Below are 17426 nucleotides of genomic sequence, written 5' to 3'. Positions count from 1 at the left end.
GACCGTCAAGGCAGCAGCTCCCTCACGGCACTGCGCAGCAGCAGCGGATGGACGAAGCGGTCAGGGGCGGTCGGAGGGAAGCGCCAGGCGAGCGGCCAGGTCTTGCCCGTCAGCGCGGGCACCGGCACGTAACTCACATGGGCGGGACCGGCATTGAACCGGGTCACCCCACGGGGCCACGACCGGTGCGCCGTCGTACCGGGCGGGAGGAGGAAGTAGACCCCCCGCCGCCCGTTCTCCTCCACGACGACGGGCCCGGGCTCGCCCCCGGTCAGAACCGACATCCACTCGGCGAGGCGGCGGCCGTCGTCTCCGTCGACGCGGATGGCGTCGAATTGCACTCCGGCCTTGCGGAGCTGGAAACCGGAATGGGGAATCCAATCACACGAGGACGCATTCCGCTCAGGTTTTGAGGCATTCACAGGGACATGTTCCCGCGTCGACGCTAGCGTTTTCCACGACTGCGGGGGCGCGTCGGCAACCCGTTGACCTGCGTCAATGCGCCTGGCACGCGGTCGAATTCGGCGGGGAGCAGTTGAGACCGGTTGAGATCGGTTGAGTCCGAATGGGGACGCGAATGGCGCGATCGGAAAACAAGGAAACGGCAGGCCCTGCGGCGCGCATGGCAGCGGTGCTGGCAAAACGAATGCGCCAGCGCGCAGGGCTCACTCAGGAGCAGTTGGGGGCGCGCATGGGTTACAGCGGCGCGGCGGTGAGCGCGATGGAGACGCTGGCGCAGCCGGTGAGCGACGAGATGCTGGTGAAGCTGGAGGAGGTGCTGGGGGACGGGACGGGCGTGTTCGAGGAGCTGCGGGAGCTCGTACGACTGGAGAGGCTGCCGGAACAGTTCCGGAAGTACGCGCCGATCGAGCAGAAGGCGGTGGCGCTGTGGTTGTACGCCACGCACGTCGTCCACGGCCTGTTCCAGACGGAGGAGTACGCGCGGGCGTTGATCGCGGGCGGCTATCCGGAGCCGACGCCGGAGCGGGTCGAGGAGCTGGTCGTAGGCCGGATGGCGCGGAAGAAGCTGTTCGACCGGAAGCCGACGTGCGAGGTCGAGCTCGTACTCGATGAGTCCGTTCTTCTGCGGCCGATCGCAAGTGAGGAGCTCATGCGTGAGCAGCTGATGTACTTGGCAGACTGCGCACGGCGGAGGAACGTAAACCTGCAAGTGCTGCCCCTGAGGGCAGCACTGGGTGGCGAGTACGCGGGTGACCGAGGCAACCTGACCGTCATCGAGACACACGAGCACGACCTCGTGACCTACCTGGAGATCCAGGGTGAGAGCGTGCTCGTCACCGACCGTACGAAGGTCAGTGCACATGTACAGCGGTATGCGAAGATCCGGGCACAGGCCCTGAGTCCGCGCGAGTCACTGGGTCTCATCGAACGGTTGGCGGGAGTACAGAGATGAGCGACACCCTGCACTGGTTCAAGTCCAGCTACAGCGACAGTGGCGGCGGCGAATGTGTCGAGGTCGCCTTCGCCCGGCACAAGTCCTTGAAGAGCGGCGACGCCGTCCACGTCCGTGACTCCAAGGTGCAGGACGGCCCGACGTTCGTCGTCGAGCCGTCCGCGTGGTCCTCGTTCGTCGCCTGGCAGGGCTGACCGGCCCGGTCTAGCAGTAGAGGTTCGAACCGGTGGGGACGCCCAGGATCTGGGTGAACTGCTGGTACTTGGTGACCCGGCTCTGCACCTGGGCCGGGTTGCCGCCGTTGCATTCCAGGGCGCCGTTGATCGAGCGGATGGTCTCGCCGAAGCCGGCGCCGTTGACCATGGCGTTGTGGGCGGTCATGGTGCCGGGGCCGTTCTGGGTGTTCCAGTACCAGAGGCCGGTCTTCCAGGCGACGGCCGGCTCGCGCTCGACGCGGTAGGGGTCGTTCAGCAGGTTGATGCCGAGGGCGTCGCCCGCCGCCTTGTAGTTGAAGTTCCAGGAGAGCTGGATGGGCCCGCGGCCGTAGTAGGCGGCCTGGCCGGCGGGGCAGCCGTAGGGCTGGGTGGCGTCGCAGTAGTGCGGGTAGTTGGCGGTGTTCTGCTCGACGACGTGGACGAGGCCGCCGGTCTCGTGGTGGACGTTGGCGAGGAAGGCGGCGGCCTCCTGCTTCTTCACGGTGTCGCTGCCGGTGGTGGCGAAGCCGGGGTACGCGCCGAGGGCGGCGGTGAGGCCGGCGTACGTGTAGAAGGAGTTCCGGCTCGGGAACATCTGGTTGAACTGGGCCTCGGAGACGACGAATCCGGACGGCGTGGGCGGCGGGGTGGTGCCGCCACCGCCGCAGGCGCCCTCGTCGCGCCAGACGTCGGCGGAGCCGGGGCGCTCGTTCTGGGTCCACCACTTGGCGTACCAGTTGCGGCCGTTGTACGAGGCGGTCATGCCGCCGGTGTAGACGCTGGAGGAGTTCCAGGCGGCGACACAGGCGGGGGCGGCGCCCGCCTGTGCGGTGGGGAGGAGTACGGCGAGGCCGACGACCGTACAGATCGCGGCGAGGACTGTGAGCAGACGTCGCAGCATGCGCTCGTCCTTCCGGTGGGGGAAGGCCAGCGAAGCGCGATTGGTCTGAACCTGTCAATGGTCTGGACCGGACGGAATCCGTCCGGACCGCTCCGGACCTCTTCCGCTCAGCGGGTCAGCACACGCTCCAACAGGCCGACGAGCAGGGCCCGTTCGGCGACCGAGAGCGGCTCCATCAGGTCGTTCTGCGCGTCGGCGAGGACCTTGTCGAGGCGCTTGAGGCGCTTGCGGCCCTGTGGGGTGAGGGTGACGACATTGCGACGCCGGTCGTCGGGGTCAGGGGTGCGGGCGACATGGCCCCGCTCCTCCAGCTCGTTGATGACCGACACGAGGTCGCTGCGGTAGATGCCGGTGCTGCGGCTGAGGCCGGCCTGGCTCGCGGGGCCGTGCTCGTCGAGGGACACCAGCACCGCGTAGTGCCACTTGCGGGCGTCCTCGGCGGCGAGGCGCTCGCTCACCATGCGGTCGGCACGGGCGGAGGCCAGGGCGAGCAGACGGCTGGGCAGACCGCGGAGGCGGTCGGGGGCCTGCCGCTCGTCCGCGTCGTGCGTCGCGGGGCGCTCGGGCCGGTCGGAGGTCTCGCTCATGCCGTGCAGATTACCTCTTGCGTTAGTGGCCCGAACGATCTAACGTCGTTAGTGCCACGAACGTTAGGCGAGTGAACGTTAGAGGAGTGAACGAGCATGTCCGAGATCAGCACCCTCGCCCCGACCGCCACCGCTTCCGCCCCCACGCCCACGCCCGCGCTCGCGCCCTCGCCCGCTTCCACCCTCCCTTCCGGCCCCGCGTCCGCGCCCCGCGCCGACTCGCGCCTCCTGGGGCTGGCCCACTACGCGGCCCGGGGCGTGCTCGAACGGGTCCTGGCGCGGCACGGCCTCACCTTCCAGCAGCAGCTGACCCTGCGCGCCGCCGTCACCGCCGACGCCCCGCAGACGGAGGAGGAGCTCGTCGCCCAGCTCCGGGCGTCCCTCAAGGCGGATCCGGCCGCTGTCCGCACCACGCTCGACGAGCTGCTGACCAGGCGGCTGCTCGTGGCGGACGGCACCCACGTTCGCGCCACGGAGGCGGGACGAGAGCTGACCGCCGCCGTCGGGGCGGAGATCGCTCCCGTCACGGCCCGGGTCTGGGGCGGGATACCGGAGGAGGACCTGGCCGCCGCCGGCCGCGTCCTCGCCCTCGTCACCGAGCGCGCCGACGCGGAGCTCGCGGCGCAGACGGGTCTCAGATCATCAGGATGATCCGGCCGGGGCGGCGCCCCGCCTCCGCGCGGCGGTGGGCCTCGGCGACCTCTTCCAGGGGCATGACGTCGGCCACCCGGGTGATGAGCTCCCGGTCCGCGACCTTCTGGAGGATGTCCTTCAGGGCGCGGGGGTCGGGCTCGGCGAGGACGGTCTCGACGCGGATGTCCCGCTCGGGGGTGGGGGCGCGGTCCGGGGCGAGGGCGACGAAGACGCCGCCGTCCTTCACCGAGGCCAGCATCGGCGGGCCGATCAGGGCCCCGTCGAAGACGCCGTCCACCCGTTGCGGGGCGTGTTCGAGGATGTTCGCGAGCACCTCGGCCGGTTCGCCGCGGGTGACGCAGTGCTTGGCGCCGAGGACCTTCAGCTCGCTCTCGTCGCCCTCGTAGGCGACGGCCACCACGTCCAGGCCTGCCGCCGCCGCGAACTGGACCGCGAAGCGGCCCACGACGCCGCTGGCGCCGGTGACGAGCAGCGTCGACCCGGCGGGCAGCAACAGCCGGTCCAGGGCCTGGCGGGCGGTGACGGCGGCGAGGGGGACGGAGGCGGCCGCGGTGAAGTCCACGTCGTCCGGGATCGGTGCCAGCCACTCGGGGTCGACCTGGGCGACCTCGGTGTAGGTGCCGTGGCCGGTCAGCTCCCGGAGCCAGGGGATGAAGCCCGCCACCCGGGTGCCGGCGGGGAGGCTGCCCTCGGGGCCGGGGGCAGGGTCGAGGAGCCGGCCGGCGAAGTCCGTGCCCAGGACGAAGGGGGGTCGCAGATCGCCGGTCTCGTGGACGTACAGGCCGGCGCGGATCCTGAGGTCCGCGATGGTGACACCGGCCGCGTTCAGCCTCACCCGGACACGGCCCGGCATGTCCCCGGCCTCGGGCTCGGGGCGGCGGGCCATCCTCAGCACCTCGGGTCCGCCGTAGGCGGTCACTTCGACGACACGCATGGGGTTCTCCTCCTGCGGCAGCCCCCTCGGGGCCATTACACCCAGGCCCGCGACCCCCGGCAACAGATGACGGAAGACGGAACTCCAGGTGGCGGTGTGCCGGCTCCCGCACCGGACCGCACACACGTCCGTACGGTGGCGATCGTGGACTGGGTCAGCCCCGAGAACGTCATCGCCGTCCTCACCGCGCTGCTCGGTGTGGCCGTCACCCTCGCCGTGCTCGTGATCGAGCGCCGGATACCGCGCCGCAAGCGGATCGGTTACCGGATCCAGCTGGACACCCCGGTGGGTGAACGGGACGACGCCCGCCTGGGGCTGTTCAACGAGCAACCGAACATGGCGGACGCCACCCTCGTCCTGCTGCGGATCGAGAACGACGGCGGCGTCTCGATCGGCCGGGAGGACTACAACGGGGAGAGCCACGGCCTGACGGTCGCCTTCGCCGGCCGGACCGTACGGGCCGCGGCCGTCACCCACGCCCCCTTCGGCACCGCCACGCCCAGCCAGCACGGCTCCGAGATCCGGCTGCCCAAGGTGCCGCTCAACCGCGGCCAGTACTTCAAACTGCTGGCCCTGCTCACCGGCGGCCCGGTCGGCAGCCCGGTCACCGTCACCGGCGAGATCCGCGACGGCGACATCCACGTCAACCACAGCACGACCTTCGACGACAAGCCGCCCACCTTCAGCCGCGCCGCCCGCGCCGTCACCGTCGCCCTCACCGCCTGCGTCATCGCCCTCGCCTCGATCATCGTGGCCGGCGACGACGCCCCGCCGCCCATGGGCTGCGCCCAGGGCACCCTGACCGTCACCGGATCGACCGCGTTCGCCCCCGTCGTCCGCGACCTCGCCCGGCAGTACGAGAAGGACTGCGAGGGCGCCACCGTCGTCGTCGACGCCCACGGCTCCGCCGCCGGCATACGGGAGCTCGCCGCGCGGGGTGCCGAGACCGCCCACGGCTCCCCCGCCCTCATCGCCCTCTCCGACGGCCGCAAGCCCGGCGGCCACCCGCAGCTGCGGGAGAACATGGTCGCCGTCTCCCTGTACACCCTCGTGCTCAACGACGCCGTCCCGCTGGAGAACCTCACCCTGGAGCAGGTCCGCCGCCTCTACTCCGGCGACATCACCAACTGGCGTGCCCTCGGCGGCCCCGACCTGCCCGTCCGGCTGGTCAGCCGCGACGCCAACTCCGGCACCCGCGAGGTCTTCCAGCGCCGGGTCCTCGGCCGCAACGAACCCGCCCACTCCTCCCGCGACTGCGCCCACAAGGACGACCCCGGGGCCCGGGTGGTGCGCTGCGAACTCGACAGCACCGAACAGGTCCTGTCCATGGTCGCCGCCCTGCCCGGCGCCCTCGGCTACACCGAACTGCGCTCCGGCACCGGCCTCGCGGGCCTGCACCGGATCGCCGTCGACGGCCGCCGGCCAAATCTCGACGAGATCGGCGCCTCCCCCTACCCGTACCGGGAGATCGAGTACGCCTACACCTGGGGTCAGCCGCCCGCCGACTCACTGACCTCCAGCTTCCTCACCTACCTCAGTCGGGGCGCCGGCCAGGCCGTCATCTCCACCCACGGCCATCTGCCCTGCTCCACCCCCAGAGGGCTGAGGATCTGCGGCGAGGGATGAGGCCCGGTCACCGGACGGCCGGCCTCCGGTCGATCGGTCGCCGGACGCCCGGTCCCCTCGGACAGCGCGTCTGGCATCCTCTTGCGACGTGGATCCCTTGAACGCGGAAGACCCGGTCACCATCGGTCCGTTCCGGCTGCTCGGCCGGCTCGGCGTGGGCGGCATGGGCCGGGTGTACCTGGCCCGGTCGGCGGGCGGCCGTGCCGTCGCCGTGAAGGTCGTGCACCCGGAGCTGGCCGCCCAGGACGAGTTCCGGCGCCGGTTCGCCCGCGAGGTGGCCGCGCTGGAGCGGGTCGGCGGCACCGGCACCGCGCCGGTGCTCGGCGCGGACACCGACGCCGAACTCCCCTGGGTCGCCGTCGGATACGTCCCCGGGCCGTCCCTGCGCACCGTCGTCAACGACGAGTACGGGCCGCTGCCGCCCGCCAGCGTGCGCACCCTCGCCTCCGGCCTCGCCCGCGCGCTCACCCACATCCACAGCTCGGGCCTGGTCCACCGCGACCTGAAGCCGTCCAACGTGCTGCTGACCGTCGACGGCCCGCAGATCATCGACTTCGGCATCGCCCGCGCCGTCGACACCGTCACCGACGGCGGTCTCACCAGCACCGGGGCGGTCGTCGGCTCGCCCGGCTTCATGTCCCCCGAGCAGGTGCGCGGCGAGAAGCTGACGCCCGCGTCGGACGTGTTCTGCCTGGGTTCGGTCCTGGCGTACGCGGCGACCGGACGTTCCCCGTTCGGCGGGTCCGACAGCGGTGTCCACGCCACGATGTTCCGCATCGCCCACGACGAGCCCGACCTGACCGGGCTCGCGCCCGAACTGGCCGGTCTCATCCGGGCCTGCCTCGCCAAGGACCCGGCGGCGCGGCCCTCGGCCACCGAGCTGGTCGACACCCTCCAGGTCACCGACCCGTGGCTGCCCGCCGATGTCCTCGCCCGGCTCGGCCGCCATGCCGCCCGGCTCCTGGAGGCCGAGAACGGCGCGCCCGACCAGGCCGGCGACCCCACGCCGGCGACCCCCCTGCCGGCGACCCGCGAGAGCGGGCCGCGGCGCCGCCGTACGGGCCTGGTGGCCGCCGTCACGGCCCTCGCCGTGGCCGCCGCGGCGGGCCTCGCGTACACCGTGTGGCCCGGCTGGTTCGGAGGCTCCGGCGGCGGCGCCGACGGGCAGCAGGACAAGGGGCGCGGCACCACCGGCTCCACCTCCGCCCGGCCGGCTCCGGGAATCGTCCCCGACGCGTTCCTCGGCGCCTGGGAAGGCGTCCTGCGCGGCACGGCGAACCACCCGTACGAGACCAGCCGGATCGAGATCTCCCAGGGCGCGGCGGGCGCCAGGACGGCCGTCTACACCCACGTCACCGGCGAGCGGATGTGCATCGGCCGGGCCGTGCTGCTCTCCGCCACCGACAGCGAACTGGTCCTCGGCGAGGCCGAGATCACCGAGTCCGTCCCCGCCCAGCGCTGCACCCCGGCCGCCCGGCAGACCCTCCGGCTGCGGTCCACCGATGTCGTCGAATGGACCTCGGGCGTCGCCAAGAGCACTTTCCAGCGGGTCAAGGCAGGCGCGAACGTCGTCCCCGCCGCGCTCGTCGGCTCCTGGAAGCAGACCCCGCTGCACGCGATCCCGCCGGACATGGTCGACCGCTACGTCTACCGGGTCACCATCAACCAGGGCCCGATCGGCGCGCCCCTGGTCCGCTTCGAGCAGTCCTACCCGCGTACGGACAACGAGGGCAATCCGACGTCCGAGGACATCAGCTGCGCCTCCACCGCCGTCGTCGCCGGCGCGGGCTCCCTCCTCGTCATCGGCCCGGAGACCCGCGACCCGGACGTCTGGGACCCGGACTGCGCCGAGAACGGCTCCGGCAACTTCCGCATCGTCCGCTACAAGGGCAAGGAACTGCTCCACCTGTACGGCATGTCGGCGGACGGGGAGCCGGGCGAGTACGTCCGGGACTAGGGGGATGTCGTCAGGATCACGGGGGCCGGGGCGCCGGGCCCCGGCCCTCCGTGATCCGCCGTCTCGATCCTCGTCTCACTCCTCGTCGCGAAGCCGGGCCGCCAGGGCGGTCAGCGGCTCGGACTCCTCGGTGCGGCCCAGGGCGGTCAGGCGGGAGACCGCCGCGTCGAGGCGGGCCAGGGCGGGGGCGGTGCGTTCCAGGTAGATGCCCTCCATGGCGGCCGCGAGACGGACGCACTCGGCCCACTCGCCGGCGCGGTCGTCCTCCGGTCCGGGCTCGCCGAGCAGCGCGAGGGCCTTCTCCAGGGCGGTCAGGGCGTCCTCGTACGCGCCGGCGTGGGCGTTCACCCGCCCGTACTCGTACGCCAGGGCGGTGTCCAGGGAGCGGCCGTGGGCCTCGTAACCGGCGGCGCGGGCCTCGTCGGCGACCTTGCCCGCGTCGGCGAGGAAGGCGAGGGCCTGCGGCAGGCCGTCGGCGCCCTGCTGCTGGGCCTGGAGGCGGGCGAGTTCGCGCAGGCAGCCGCTGAGCTGCTCGTAGCGCGGGGCCCGGGCGTGGGCGGCGATCGCCTGGTCGGCGGCCTCGCGGGCCCGGTCGAAGTCACCGGACTCGCCGAGGAGGACGGCCGTCTCACCGGCGATCATGGCGTGGCTGCCCGGGTCGTCGTCCCAGCCGGCCGACTCGGCCGCGAGGGCGACGAACTCCGCCGTGGCCGCCTTCAGGTCCTCCCCCGCGTTCAGCGCGCGGGCGCGGATCAGACGCAGCTGGGCGACGAGCCGGTCGTCCAGTTCGCCGGCGGCGACGTCCGGCTCGGCCAGCAGGGAGTCGAGCAGGGCGATGCAGTCCTCGACGCGGCCGAGGTCCAGGCTGAGCTGGGCCGCGTTGCTGTAGGTGCAGAACGCGTCCGTACGGCTGCCGCGGCGAAGGTCCGCCTCCGCCGAGCGCGTCAGGTGCCGCAGTGCCTCCTCGGGGCGGCCCAGGTGTATGCAGGCCTCGGCCAGATCGCCGTGGAGGCGGCCGGTGTCCATCGCGTCGGCCGGCCAGTCGGCGGCCAGGCGCAGGGCCTCGGCCAGGTCCGCGTACGCGGCCTGCGCGTCCCGCAGGCCGAGCTGGAGCCGGCCGCGCAGTCCGAGCGCGTGCGGCAGGTGCCAGGCGGGCCCGTGCTCCCTGAGCCGGTCGAGGAGTGCGTCGATCTCGGTGACCGCGGCGGGCAGGTCACCGGAGAGGGCGTACGTGCTGGCGCGCATCCGCAGGGCGCTGGAGATCTGCCCGACGACGTCGTGCCGGGTGGCGAAGGCGTGCATCAGGTCCACCTCGGCGAAGACCGGCGCGACGTCCTCCTCACGGCGCGAGGTCTGCAGGCGCAGGGCGAGCGCGGTCACCCGCAGCCGCAGCAGGCGGGCCTCCTGGTACGGGGTGAGGCCGGAGGTCTCCTCCTGGAGGCGGACGATGGCCTCGTGGGCGGCGGTCATCGCGGCGGCCTTGGCCGCGTCCGCGTCCTCGGCGCCCTCCGCTCGGAGCTCGGCGGAGGCCACCAGGGCGCAGGCGCGGGCGAGCGCCGCGTGTCCCGGCAGGCCGGCGTCGTCGTACAGGGCCGCGGCGTCCTCGTGGAGGGCGGCGGCCTCGGCGTACTCCTCCTTCTCCCCCGCCAGGCCGGCCTCGTCGTCGAGCAGGTCGGCACGCAGCCGTACGAGCGGGCCCACGGCCGGGTCGTCGGGATGGGCGTAGTCGCGTGCGGCGGCGAGCGTCCGCAGCCGCGTCCAGCAGGCGTGCGCGTCCGGGTGTCCCTGCTCGTCCAGTTCCCGCGCCCGCACGATGAGCTCGGGCAGCGACTCGGGGACGGCGGCAGCCGCACGGGAGGCGGGGGAGGCGACCGGGGCGGCCGGGGCCACCTCGTCGAGGCCGCGGGTGCGCAGGGTCAGTTCCAGCGCGTCCAGGAGCGGGGCGCGGTCGAGACGGGCACGGCGGCGGTCGGCGTGGGCCGTGGTGCCGTTGCGGGCGTCGAAGCGGGCGGCGAGGTCGTCGGCGCGGCCGCGCACCTCGGCGCGCAGGCCGGCCACCGTCCAGGTGCGGCCCGCGTATCCGGCGGCGGGCAGTTCGCCGTGGCCGAGGGACTCGACGCGCCGGAGGAGGACCTCCACGCCGGTGAGGAAGTCGAGCTGGTCCAGCGGCGAGTCGACCTCGTCGAAGAGGCTCCGGTTCTCGGCGAGCAGTTCCAGGCCGCGTGCCTCGTTGCCGGTCAGCGCGCAGAACTCCAGGTGCCGGCCGACCTCCCCGGACATCGAGGGGTTGCGGCGGCAGGCGCGGTAGCCGGCGAGGTGCATCTCGCGGGCCTGGTCGGTGCGGCCGGTGCGCAGCAGCGGCAGCAGCGCGTACGAGACGGAGCGGGCGGGCTCCTCCTGGCAGGACTCCTTGCCGGCCAGCACGGGCTCCCAGGTGCGCAGCGCCCGTTCGTCGTCGCCCGCCGCGAGGTGGTGGCGGGCGCGCTCGCAGATCTCGCAGGCCTCGCAGTCGCTCAGCCGGGTGCGGGTGCGGCCCGCCCACAGCTCGTAGGCGGGCGTGGTGTCCTCGCCCGTGTGGGCGGCGAGCTGGTACGCCTGGCCGTAGTAGGGCTGGAGGCCGAGCCCGGCCTTCTCGTAGCGCTCGCGCATCTCCGTCAGCCACTGGCGCAGGCTGGTCAGCGGGATCTCGGGCAGCGCCCGCAGGGCGTTGGCGACCCACTTGAAGCGCCAGAACAGCAGGTGGCGCAGCCGCTCGTCGAAGGCGTCGGGCTGCTCGTCGAAGAGGGTGAGCAGGCGGGCGAAGACGACGGGCGACTTCCGGGGCTCGGAGCCGTAGGTGTACGCCTCCTGGAGTTCGAGGAGCGCGTGGACGAGCGGGACGGTCTCCTCGAACTGCTCGGCGGCCTCGACGAGTTCCTCGGCGGTGATGGTGCGGGTGCGGCCGTAGGGGCGCTGGTCGTTCTCGTGGAGCGCCTGGTACAGCTCGTCCGTGCTCTGGGGGTGGGGTGCGGTGGGCATCGTCAGCTGTCCTTGCGGAGGGCGTGGGCGAGGAGGTCGAGGAAGGAGCGGTTGATGAGGCTCGACTCGGCGGGCCTGAGCGGGCGCCGGGACAGCAGCGCGGCCTGGCCGTAGAGGGCTTCGGCGCTGGTGCGGGCCAGCTCGGGCTCGTCGATGGCGACGGCGGTGCGGACCAGCGGGTTGAGCTGGTTGAGGATCAGCTGGGCCCGCGGGGCCTCCTGGCGCAGGGCGCCGAGGATGTCGCCCCACAGGCCGCCCTCCTGCTCGCGGGCGAGCTGGGAGCGGGTGCGCTCGTGCCGGGCCTCGCGGCTGTCGACGAGGAGGGCGGGGGCGGAGGCGGGCTGGAAGGTGCGCAGCGCGACGTCGCAGTCGAAGACGGCGAGGGCGTCGCGGGCCTGGGCGAGGTAGGCCGCGGCGGCCAGTTCCGTCTCCCGGTCGACGGGGTCGAGGTGGGCGGTGAGGGTGGCCGGGTCGAGGTCGGCGACCGTGACCTCGGGCCTGATCTCGGGCAGCCGGTGGACCAGTTCGCGGTCGTAGGTGTAGCCGCCGTTGACGACGCCGAGCCCCGCGGCCGAGGCGATGGCCGCGACCTGCCGGAACTCCTCCACGCTGGACGTCACGAGCACCGTGCGGTGGGTGCGGGCGAACTCGTCGAGGGTGGTGTGCCCGTCGGTGGTCTCGAACGGCAGCCACGGCAGCAGCATCCGCAGGATCTCGTCGTCGTGCACGGCGAGCGACTTCACGGCCAGGTGGTGGGTCTGCAGGAAGCGGGCGAGCAGGTCGGGGTCGCTGGCCGCGGCCCGGGCGATCCAGGCGCGCAGCCGCTCGGCGAGGGCGTCGCGGACGGCGGCGAGCGTGTCGTCCTCGTACAGGGACTCGCGGGACGCGGTCGGGCGCAGGCTCTCGGCGTCGACGACGCAGCGGACGAAGAACGCCCAGTCGGGCAGGATCTCCTCCGCCTGCTCCGACAGCAGCATGCCCTTGACGTGCACGCGGTGGCCGTGGCGGCGCCCGGCCGGCACCGCCTCGGGCAGCACGCACGCGATGCCCTTGAGGCCCACGGCCGGCAGGTCGAGCTCGATGGTGTCCAGCGGCGTGAAGCCGAAGACCTCCTCGCCGTACGCGGCCAGCGCGCGGGAGCGGGATCCCGGGGTGGGGTACGTACGGGCCCAGGGCGCGGGCTCGGGGTTGACGGGAGCACCGGGGCCGCCGGTGCCGTCGTCGAAGGTCACCGGGTGGCGCAGCAGGGACCCGAAGTGGCGGGCCAGCGCGTGCACCCGCGCCGGGCGGGTCCACTCGCCGGCGTCGACGCGCGGGGTGAGGGTGACGGTGGTGCCGGGCCGGGGGCGGGCGGAGGCGGGCAGGGTGCGGACGGTGTAGCTGCCGTCGCCGCGGCCCCGCCACTCCACGGCGGGCGCGTCGGGGGTGCGGGCGGAGCGGCTCAGGACGTGGATCTCGTCCGCGACCAGGAAGCAGGAGAGCAGGCCGATGCCGAACTGGCCGATGAAGTCGCCGCGCTGCTCGGCGATCCGGTCCGCGCGCTTGCTGCTGCGGCCGATGGTGGCGAGGAAGGTGTGCACGTCGGCCTCGGTGAGGCCGACGCCGTCGTCCTCGACGCGTACGACCGAGCCGTCGGCGAAGAGGCGGATGCCGAAGGCGTCGGCGGGGGCGGCCGGTTCGAGGCCGTGCCGGGCGGTCAGCGCGTCCACCGCGTTCTGCAGGAGTTCGCGCAGGTAGACGCGCGGGCTGGAGTAGAGGTGGTGGGAGAGGAGGTCGACGAGGCCGCGCAGATCGACCTGGAAGGTGCGGTCGGCGCCGGCCGGGTTCGCGGCGGAATCGATGTCGGGCACAGTCATCGGGCAGTCCGGGGTGGTGAGGGCGGTGGGTGCGGGGCGGGCCGGGCGCGCCGGCCTGGGCGGAGGCGCCGGCCTGGGCGGAGGCGCCGGCCTGGGTGGGGGCGCCGGCCGGATCAGGCGAGCCGCCAGGTCCGGACGGGCCGGGTGGGCCGGCCGGCTCGGGGCGCGTCGCCGGATCGAGCGAGTCGCCCGGTCCGGCCGACGGGCCGGTGTCGGGCTCGGGCCCGGCGGCGCGCACGGGCACGGGCACGGCGGTCGACTCGGACAGGGCAGCGTCGACGCGAACGCGCCGGTGGCGGGTCAGGCGCGGCGCTGGCGGCGGGCGAATTCCTTCTCGGGCTCCGCGAAGTACGTCCACGGCCAATTGGTGTAGGCGCCGTCGAGGGCCTGGAACACCCGGCGGATCGTGTGCCGCTCGCCCGCCAGCGACAGGGCCATGGCGAACATGTTGAAGTCGTTCTGCCAGCCCAGGCGCCGCACATAGGCGGGGTGGAGGATGCTGTGGTCGGCCGCGGCCCGCAGCTCGGCCTGGATCGCCGGATCCACGAGGCAGTCCCCGTCGTCCGACTCCACCCAGTCCTCGATGTGCGCCATGGCGATCACACAGCCGAGCGGGTGCCCCTGCGGGGCGCGGGCGAGCGCCTCACGGGCGAACGCCATGGCCTCGCCGGCCTCGCCGCCCCAGCGGGGCTGGAGCTGCGAGAGCCACTCCAGGTGGGTCTCCAGGTCCAGCGGGTCGCGGCGCAGGGCGGCGTCGCGCCGGGTCTCGTTGACGGCGGCGCCCAGCGACATGCCGCGCCCGGAGGTGAGCAGGCGGCGCCACGGCGTGACCCAGTCCGGCCGCAGCTCGGCGGCCTCCAGGAGCTGCTCCTCGGCGATGTGGAGCCGCTCGTGGAAGATCCGCCACTGCTCCTGCGTGACATCGGCGGCCCACGCGGAGGTACGCGCCTCCCAGCCCCAGATGATGTGGCGCGCGCCGGATATCAGCAGGGCGATCGCCCGGTGCTCCTTGTCCTCCTCGACGGCCCGGCCGATCCACTCCTCCACGCCGTCCACGTCCGCGACCACACCGAGGACATCGTGCTCGTGGCCGAGGTCGAAGGGGGCGAGCGCCGCCTTGACCTCCTCCCAGTCACCCGCGTCGGCCGCCTCCACCAGCGCGAGCACCCGGGTGTCCCCGAGGGCGCGCAAGGCGTACATGCCGTTCTTGCGCTTGCGCGGGGCCGGGAGGGCGTACGGATCCGCCGCCGGTCTCTCCGTATCCCTGCCGAACAGCTTGCCGAGCATGGCCGCGCCCTCCCCTGGTTCCGCGTGCGAGTCCGTGCAGCATAGGCGGGACCACCGACACCGCTGCCACCGGGTTTCCGCCGGTGCTTCACATGACATCCCCTGCCCGTCCGGACGCCGTGGCGCGCGTCACGCGGGCCGCCGCGCGGGCGTAGTCGCGGACCTCGGGGCGGGTGTCGTCGGCGCGCCAGGCGAGGGCGAGGCGGGACGGCGGGACGCCGTCGACGGGGCGGGTGACGACACCGCCACGGGTGAGCAGCGGGGCGTTGCCGGTGGCGACCAGGCAGATGCCGAGACCGTCGACGAGGGCTTCGTAGGTCTCGTCGGCGGAGGCGATCTCCGCGCCGATACGGGGCGGGCGGCCGTCCCGCGCGTCCAGGGCCAGCCAGTGGTCGCGCAGCTCGGGGGCGGCGGCGGGCAGGGCGAGGAAGGGTTCGTCGAGGAGCTCGGCGAAGGCGATCCGGTCGCGGACGGCCAGCGGGTGGGATTCGGGCAGGGCGATCAGGCGGGGCTCGGTGGCGACGACGACCCAGCGGTAGCGCTCGGCGCCGGCCAGGGGCAGCCAGACGAAGGCGAGGTCGCAGGCCCCGTCGGCGAGCCCGGCGGTCGGGTCCTCCCAGCCGACCTGGCGCAGCCGGAGCCGGACGCCGGGGTGGTGCTCGGTGAAGCGGGAGCGGATCGCGGGGAGCATTCCGCCGCGGCCGGGGCTGGTGGACATGCCGATGACGAGGGTGGCGTCCTGCGCGGCGCGGGCGGCCCGGACCGCGTCCTCCGCGTCCGCCCAGGCCGCGAGCACGGCGCGGGCGTGCGGGAGCAGGGCGGTGCCGACGGGGGTGAGGCGGACGCCGTGCCGGTCGCGGTCGAAGAGGGGGGCGCCGAGCTGCTGTTCCAGGGCCCGTATCCGCTTGCTGAGCGCGGGCTGGGAGACGTACAGCCGCTCGGCGGCGCGGGTGAAGTGCAGTTCCTCGGCGACGGCGAGGAAGTACCCGAGATCCCGTCCGCGCACATCCGTGACTGTCATTCCCCCTGGTTATCACGACGGATCTTGGACGCCCAACCTGCTTTGCGGGCAAGGTTGTTGGCGCGAGGAACACGAGGGACCGAGAACGAACCGAACGAGGGAGACAGGGACGATGAGCAAGGTCTGGCTGATCACCGGTGCCAACAGCGGCTTCGGGCGCGCCTTCACCGAGGCGGCGGTCGCCGCCGGTGACGTCGTGGTCGCCGCGGCCCGCCGAGCGGGCACCCTGGACGAGCTGGTCGCCGCCCACCCCGACCAGGTGGAGGCCGTGACGCTGGACGTCACCGACCTCGCCGCCGTCGAGCGGGTGGTCGGCGAGGTCGCCGAGCGGCACGGCCGCATCGACGTCCTGGTCAACAACGCGGGCCGCACCCACGTCGGTTCGGTGGAGGAGACCGGCGACGCCGAGCTGCGCTCGCTCTTCGACGTGCACGTCTTCGGGCCCGCGGCGCTGACCCGGGCCGTGCTGCCCCACATGCGGGCCCGCCGCTCCGGCGCGATCGTCCAGCTCAGCAGCGTCGGCGGCCAGATGTCGATGGCCGGCTTCGGTGCGTACAGCGCGACGAAGTTCGCCCTGGAGGGCATGTCGGAGGCCCTGGCCGCGGAGGTGGGCCCGCTCGGCATCCGGGTCCTGATCGTGGAGCCCGGAGCCTTCCGCACCAGCCTCTTCGGCAACCACAGCCTCAGCGAGGGCGCCATCGCCGACTACGCGGACACCGTCGGCGCCACCCGCACCTATGTGGAGACCGGCGGCGGCACCCAGGTCGGCGACCCGGCGAAGGCCGCCGCCGCCGTCCTGGCCGCGCTCGACGCCGACGAGCCCCCGCTGCGGCTCGCCCTCGGCGAGGACGCCATCGACACGATCCACGGCCACCTGGACCAGGTCCGCGCGGACCTGGCCGCCTGGGACAAGGTCGGGCGGGACACGAAGCTGGACGCCTGAGAGCGAAAAGGCAGGGGGCGGGGGCTCCCCCGCCACCTGCCCTCCGGTCAGTTGCCGATGAGGCCGAGGATGCCCCGGACCGCCTCGGCCACCGGCTGGCCCAGCGTCGCCGCGAGCGAGGCGACGCCCAGGACCGTCATCAGGGCCTGCCGGCGCTCCTGCGGCTCGGCCTCCGCCTCGCCGGTGATGACCGGCAGGCTGGCGTCCACGGCCTCGGCGTCCTGCGGCGAGAGCTGCGGGCGCAACTCGGCGAGCAGCCGGACGAGTTCCTGTACGGCGCGGGTCAGCTCCTCGCCTCCCGCGCCGGACTCGTCGGCGGCCCCGGACCGCTGGAACACCATGCCGGTGTTGCCGGTGCCGCCGTGCATGTTCACCGTGTTGCCGTAGAAGTGGTTGGTGTTGGTGTCGCCGCTCATGCCTGCATCCCCACGTTGCCCGTACCGCCGTACATGTTGACGGTGTCGCCGAAGTAGTAGTTGCTCGGGCTGCCGATCATCAGCCGCTCGACCCGCACCTGGAGCTCGGTCTCCGGGTGCTCGATGGCGTGCGCGATCGAGCCGACGAGCTGGTTCAGCGTCCCCGGATCGGGGGCGGTGACCAGCGCCGTCGACCGGCCGTTGGACTCGACGGCCAGGACGAAGTGGGACTTCGCGGTGAGCACGATGAGCAGGTCGACCAGGAACCAGACGAGACAGCCGACCGCGATCCACCAGATCAGCGCCAGCAGCCCGCCCAGATCCCCCTGGGCACCGAAGGAGGCGAGGCCCGCGAAGAAGGTGAAGGCCATCGCCGCGCCCAGGGTGATCACCAGCCGCTTCAGGAAGATCCGTACGGCCTCGCCCCGGCGCGGGTGGAGCATGAAGGTGTAGACGCGGGCGATGTTGTGCAGCGGATAGGCCGCTCCGGCGACCCACAGCAGCCGCTTGCTGATGACGAGGTCCACGGCGTTGAACGTCGTCGTGGCGGGCACGGGGGCCGAGCGCTGCGGCGGGACGGACGGCGGAGGCGGCGCCGCCGGCGCCGGCGGCGGTGAT

At 73.4% G+C, this 17426-nt stretch carries 16 protein-coding genes; 6 read left to right on the top strand and 10 right to left on the bottom strand.

Annotated elements, in window-relative coordinates; all coding sequences use genetic code 11:
• Window positions 1-5: 5 nt before the first annotated feature.
• The gene (locus ACFY7C_RS27455; protein ID WP_389655291.1) at window positions 6-341 is read right to left on the bottom strand and encodes a hypothetical protein; all 336 of its coding nucleotides are present in this window, start codon (window positions 339-341) and stop codon (window positions 6-8) included.
• 236 nt (window positions 342-577) lie between these two features.
• Here ACFY7C_RS27455 and ACFY7C_RS27450 point away from each other — a divergent pair, with 236 nt between their 5' ends.
• On the top strand, window positions 578-1414 hold the full coding sequence (locus ACFY7C_RS27450) for a helix-turn-helix transcriptional regulator (protein ID WP_389655289.1): 837 nt from the start codon (window positions 578-580) through the stop codon (window positions 1412-1414).
• Window positions 1411-1608 (top strand): DUF397 domain-containing protein, encoded by a 198-nt coding sequence (locus ACFY7C_RS27445; RefSeq protein WP_389655287.1) that lies wholly within the window; start codon window positions 1411-1413, stop codon window positions 1606-1608. The genes ACFY7C_RS27450 and ACFY7C_RS27445 overlap by 4 nt, the downstream gene beginning before the upstream one ends.
• A gap of 10 nt (window positions 1609-1618) precedes the next feature.
• Here ACFY7C_RS27445 and ACFY7C_RS27440 read toward each other — a convergent pair whose 3' ends face one another.
• Window positions 1619-2509 carry a glycoside hydrolase family 19 protein gene (locus ACFY7C_RS27440; protein ID WP_389655285.1) on the bottom strand — a complete coding sequence of 297 codons (891 nt, stop codon included), beginning with the start codon at window positions 2507-2509 and terminating at the stop codon, window positions 1619-1621.
• 107 nt (window positions 2510-2616) lie between these two features.
• Window positions 2617-3096, bottom strand: coding sequence for a MarR family winged helix-turn-helix transcriptional regulator (locus ACFY7C_RS27435; protein ID WP_389655283.1), 480 nt, complete (start codon window positions 3094-3096; stop codon window positions 2617-2619).
• A gap of 96 nt (window positions 3097-3192) precedes the next feature.
• Between ACFY7C_RS27435 and ACFY7C_RS27430 the strand changes: the two genes are divergently transcribed.
• Complete coding sequence (locus ACFY7C_RS27430) at window positions 3193-3747, top strand: MarR family transcriptional regulator (protein ID WP_389655281.1); 555 nt, start codon at window positions 3193-3195, stop codon at window positions 3745-3747.
• Here ACFY7C_RS27430 and ACFY7C_RS27425 read toward each other — a convergent pair.
• On the bottom strand, window positions 3731-4684 hold the full coding sequence (locus ACFY7C_RS27425) for an NADP-dependent oxidoreductase (RefSeq protein WP_389655279.1): 954 nt from the start codon (window positions 4682-4684) through the stop codon (window positions 3731-3733). The genes ACFY7C_RS27430 and ACFY7C_RS27425 overlap by 17 nt on opposite strands.
• Window positions 4685-4828: 144 nt before the next feature.
• Between ACFY7C_RS27425 and ACFY7C_RS27420 the strand changes: the two genes are divergently transcribed.
• Together ACFY7C_RS27420 and ACFY7C_RS27415 are read left to right on the top strand one after the other, a co-directional pair.
• Entirely contained in the window at window positions 4829-6310 is a 1482-nt protein-coding gene (locus ACFY7C_RS27420; protein WP_389655277.1) for a substrate-binding domain-containing protein, read from the top strand.
• Window positions 6311-6398: 88 nt separating this feature from the next.
• Window positions 6399-8267 (top strand): serine/threonine-protein kinase, encoded by a 1869-nt coding sequence (locus ACFY7C_RS27415; protein ID WP_389655275.1) that lies wholly within the window; start codon window positions 6399-6401, stop codon window positions 8265-8267.
• Between the two features lie 75 nt (window positions 8268-8342).
• Here ACFY7C_RS27415 and ACFY7C_RS27410 read toward each other — a convergent pair whose 3' ends face one another.
• From ACFY7C_RS27410 to ACFY7C_RS27395, 4 genes are all read right to left on the bottom strand, one after another.
• On the bottom strand, window positions 8343-11285 hold the full coding sequence (locus ACFY7C_RS27410; RefSeq protein ID WP_389655273.1) for a hypothetical protein: 2943 nt from the start codon (window positions 11283-11285) through the stop codon (window positions 8343-8345).
• 2 nt (window positions 11286-11287) lie between these two features.
• Window positions 11288-13141, bottom strand: a complete 1854-nt coding sequence (locus tag ACFY7C_RS27405) for an HSP90 family protein (RefSeq protein ID WP_389655271.1) — start codon at window positions 13139-13141, stop codon at window positions 11288-11290.
• 300 nt (window positions 13142-13441) lie between these two features.
• Window positions 13442-14428, bottom strand: a complete 987-nt coding sequence (locus tag ACFY7C_RS27400; RefSeq protein ID WP_389655269.1) for a hypothetical protein — start codon at window positions 14426-14428, stop codon at window positions 13442-13444.
• 88 nt (window positions 14429-14516) lie between these two features.
• Window positions 14517-15449: a LysR family transcriptional regulator gene (locus ACFY7C_RS27395; RefSeq protein ID WP_389655267.1), complete on the bottom strand. Its 933-nt coding sequence runs from the start codon at window positions 15447-15449 to the stop codon at window positions 14517-14519.
• Between the two features lie 112 nt (window positions 15450-15561).
• Here ACFY7C_RS27395 and ACFY7C_RS27390 point away from each other — a divergent pair, with 112 nt between their 5' ends.
• A complete protein-coding gene (locus ACFY7C_RS27390; RefSeq protein WP_389655265.1) occupies window positions 15562-16392 on the top strand; it encodes an oxidoreductase in 831 nt (276 codons plus the stop codon).
• A 47-nt stretch (window positions 16393-16439) separates the two neighbouring features.
• Here ACFY7C_RS27390 and ACFY7C_RS27385 read toward each other — a convergent pair whose 3' ends face one another.
• The gene (locus ACFY7C_RS27385) at window positions 16440-16808 is read right to left on the bottom strand and encodes a hypothetical protein (RefSeq protein WP_389655263.1); all 369 of its coding nucleotides are present in this window, start codon (window positions 16806-16808) and stop codon (window positions 16440-16442) included.
• Window positions 16805-17362, bottom strand: coding sequence for a DUF6232 family protein (locus ACFY7C_RS27380; RefSeq protein ID WP_389655261.1), 558 nt, complete (start codon window positions 17360-17362; stop codon window positions 16805-16807). Before ACFY7C_RS27380 ends, ACFY7C_RS27385 begins: the two co-directional genes overlap by 4 nt.
• Window positions 17363-17426: the final 64 nt, after the last annotated feature.

This window comes from Streptomyces sp. NPDC012769, assembly GCF_042901205.1.
Classification (GTDB): domain Bacteria; phylum Actinomycetota; class Actinomycetes; order Streptomycetales; family Streptomycetaceae; genus Streptomyces.
Note: the sequence above shows the minus strand (reverse complement) of the source record. Positions and strands in the feature narration are given on the sequence as shown.

What these genes read in the sequence shown, in the direction of transcription:
- ACFY7C_RS27450 (WP_389655289.1), top strand. Translation starts at nt 578, where the DNA reads ATGGCGCGATCGGAAAACAAGGAAACGGCAGGCCCTGCGGCGCGCATG.
- ACFY7C_RS27445 (WP_389655287.1), top strand. Translation starts at nt 1,411, where the DNA reads ATGAGCGACACCCTGCACTGGTTCAAGTCCAGCTACAGCGACAGTGGC.
- ACFY7C_RS27440 (WP_389655285.1), bottom strand. Translation starts at nt 2,509, where the DNA reads ATGCTGCGACGTCTGCTCACAGTCCTCGCCGCGATCTGTACGGTCGTC.
- ACFY7C_RS27435 (WP_389655283.1), bottom strand. Translation starts at nt 3,096, where the DNA reads ATGAGCGAGACCTCCGACCGGCCCGAGCGCCCCGCGACGCACGACGCG.
- ACFY7C_RS27430 (WP_389655281.1), top strand. Translation starts at nt 3,193, where the DNA reads ATGTCCGAGATCAGCACCCTCGCCCCGACCGCCACCGCTTCCGCCCCC.
- ACFY7C_RS27425 (WP_389655279.1), bottom strand. Translation starts at nt 4,684, where the DNA reads ATGCGTGTCGTCGAAGTGACCGCCTACGGCGGACCCGAGGTGCTGAGG.
- ACFY7C_RS27410 (WP_389655273.1), bottom strand. Translation starts at nt 11,285, where the DNA reads ATGCCCACCGCACCCCACCCCCAGAGCACGGACGAGCTGTACCAGGCG.
- ACFY7C_RS27405 (WP_389655271.1), bottom strand. Translation starts at nt 13,141, where the DNA reads ATGACTGTGCCCGACATCGATTCCGCCGCGAACCCGGCCGGCGCCGAC.
- ACFY7C_RS27400 (WP_389655269.1), bottom strand. Translation starts at nt 14,428, where the DNA reads ATGCTCGGCAAGCTGTTCGGCAGGGATACGGAGAGACCGGCGGCGGAT.
- ACFY7C_RS27395 (WP_389655267.1), bottom strand. Translation starts at nt 15,449, where the DNA reads ATGACAGTCACGGATGTGCGCGGACGGGATCTCGGGTACTTCCTCGCC.
- ACFY7C_RS27390 (WP_389655265.1), top strand. Translation starts at nt 15,562, where the DNA reads ATGAGCAAGGTCTGGCTGATCACCGGTGCCAACAGCGGCTTCGGGCGC.
- ACFY7C_RS27385 (WP_389655263.1), bottom strand. Translation starts at nt 16,808, where the DNA reads ATGAGCGGCGACACCAACACCAACCACTTCTACGGCAACACGGTGAAC.